Raw genomic sequence first — 2,254 nt, forward strand, 5'->3', positions numbered from 1 at the left:
CGTTCACACGGCGCTGTTCGCGGAAGGCCTGCTGAGATCGGACTTCGTCCGCACGATGGACCTGGAACTCACCGAGCGCTTCCACGTCAACCCGGACAATGGCGACCTTGAATTGACCTGGACGGCAGTCGACCCGGAATTCCACGACGGCACGCTTTTCGGGTCGCGGATTCTCATGCGCACCACGCTGCCGCTGGGCACGTACGGCTGCACGCCGGGTATCGGGCACGGCGAGCAGATGCCGGGAGACTGAGGTCACGTCACGGCTCTCCCGGGCCGCGATCAGGATACCGGGAATCAGCCCGTCAGCGGCGAAACAGCCACATCAGCAAAGACAGCAGCGCGCTCACCAGGATCATCGTGGTGATCGGCAGGTACAGCTTGAATGAAGGCCGGTCGATGACAATGTCCCCCGGCAAGCGGCCCAGTGGGAGCTTGCCCAGCCAGGGCCATGCCAGGCCGATGACGAGCAATGCGAGACCGATCAATATGAGGGTTCGTTGCATGACCTGATGCGCGTCACCGTTCGCTACCGAATCCCGAATAGCTCCGACCGCAGCCCACTACCCCTGTTCCGGGCAACAACATCGGTTCCGTGGACCGGTCAGGCGCCGACCCCGAACTCCCAGGCGACTATTCCTCCGGGGGAATTTGCGCTTCGATGGTGATCAGCAGGTGGACTTCCGGGAAGAAGCCATTGTTCAGATCGTAGTCGACGCCAAAGTCCGCGCGGTTGATGGTCGTCGACGCATCGGCGCCGCAGACTTCCCGCATGTGCCTGAAATGGGGCTGGCACTGGAACTTGTTGACCTGGAGATTGACCGGCTGGCTGACGCCGTGAAGCGTCAGGGTACCCTCGACCGCAGTCGGCGCGCCGTCCTGGAAATCAACGAGCGCGCCCGTGTATGTCGCCGTCGGGAACTGATCCACATGGATGATGTCCACCAAGGTTCTCTCGTTCATGGCGTCGTGGCCGAAATCGATGGACGACATGTCCATCTCGACTTCGACGGACCCGGTCCCGGCCTCCTTGTCCAGCACCACTGTGCCCTAGGACCGATTGATCTTGCCCCTCCACACGGAAAGTCCGCCCCAGTGATCGGCCTCGAAAGCCGGGAAAGTGTGGCGGGGGTCAATGACGTAGGTTACGGGCTCGGCCAGGCCGATGGTGCCCCCTGTGGTCCCCACAAGACACAATGCCACGATGGATAGTTGTCTGATGGCCATTAACTTGGTACTCCCTGCTTGAATGCTTGCCGGCCAAGACCCGGAACTCTCGTTCACGGGACATATCCGCGATGAGGCAAGAGTTTAACCGTTTGCCCGCCCACGTCTCCAGTGTGCTTTGCTAGTTCTGCTCGGCTGGCGATTCGGCAGGCGCTTCATCCAGCGCCCCGTCCAGGGAGAACAACCAGACGCTGTCGCCCCGCGGGGAACCGGCAAACAGGTTCCCGGCGGAATAGGCGACGATGTGCTGGCGGCCGTTGTATTCGAAGGCGCTCACCGGCGCGTTCATCCCGGCGCCGGTCTGGAATTCCCAGAGCAGATTGCCGTTCCGCGAGTCCAGTGCCGTCAACCGGCCGTCGTTGCGGCCCACAAAGATCAACCCGCCCGCCGTCGCCAGCACGCCGCTGTAGCAACGGTCGATGAGCCGCTGTTGCCAGACGATCCTGTTGGTGCGCATGTCCATGGCGGCGAGTACGCCCGAGACGTAACCCGGAATGGCGTGGAAGACGCCCCCGAGAAACCGCTCGCCCAACGGCGGAGGCAGGTCTTCGTCCATCTCGCCGCCACGGAAGAACGACATCCGGTCCGTCGCGCAGACATAGAGGTAGCCCGTGCGCGGATCGTAGGCGCTGCCCGGCCAGTTGGCGCCGCCGTTATGGCTGGGCTTCATCACGGCGCCATCGGTCCAGAAGGGGGTGAAGATCCGGTCCTGGTTGACCAGCGGCGGGTAGCCTTCCGGGACGATATCCACGTGCTGCGGCACGAAGGCATCGCCGATGGGATAAGGTTGCGTGGCCGCCGTCGCCTGCCTCGGTTCCTGCGGTACCGGGCGTTCTTCGATTCCGATCAGCGGCTCGCCGGTAACGCGGTCAAGGATATAGACCCAGCCGGTCTTGCTGGGCTCGGCCAGGGCCCGCCTCATCTCGCCCTCGATCTCGATATCGAAGAGCACCACGGGGCTCGGCGCGTCGTAATCCCAGATGTCGTGACGCACCTGCTGGAAATGCCAGCGGTACTCGCCGGTGTA

At 63.2% G+C, this 2,254-nt stretch carries 3 protein-coding genes and 1 pseudogene; 1 reads left to right on the plus strand and 3 read right to left on the minus strand.

Annotation, left to right across the window (positions count from 1 at the left end; translation table 11 throughout):
- Positions 1-253 (plus strand): hypothetical protein (locus OXG98_10875; protein MCY3772507.1); only part of this gene is annotated, 253 nt, incomplete at its 5' end.
- 52 nt (positions 254-305) lie between these two features.
- On the opposite strand, the gene OXG98_10880 is transcribed toward OXG98_10875, so the two are convergent.
- From OXG98_10880 to OXG98_10890, 3 genes and pseudogenes are all read right to left on the minus strand, one after another.
- On the minus strand, positions 306-506 hold the full coding sequence (locus OXG98_10880; protein ID MCY3772508.1) for a DUF2905 domain-containing protein: 201 nt from the start codon (positions 504-506) through the stop codon (positions 306-308).
- Positions 507-633: 127 nt separating this feature from the next.
- Positions 634-1,227, minus strand: a pseudogene (locus tag OXG98_10885) (YceI family protein).
- Between the two features lie 121 nt (positions 1,228-1,348).
- Positions 1,349-2,254 (minus strand): PQQ-binding-like beta-propeller repeat protein (locus OXG98_10890; GenBank protein ID MCY3772509.1); only part of this gene is annotated, 906 nt, incomplete at its 5' end.

It is taken from the genome of Gemmatimonadota bacterium (genome assembly GCA_026706345.1).
GTDB lineage: Bacteria > JAAXHH01 > JAAXHH01 > JAAXHH01 > JAAXHH01 > JAAXHH01.

Coding starts and splice junctions, on each gene's coding strand:
- OXG98_10880 (MCY3772508.1), bottom strand. CDS start 506: ATGCAACGAACCCTCATATTGATCGGTCTCGCATTGCTCGTCATCGGC.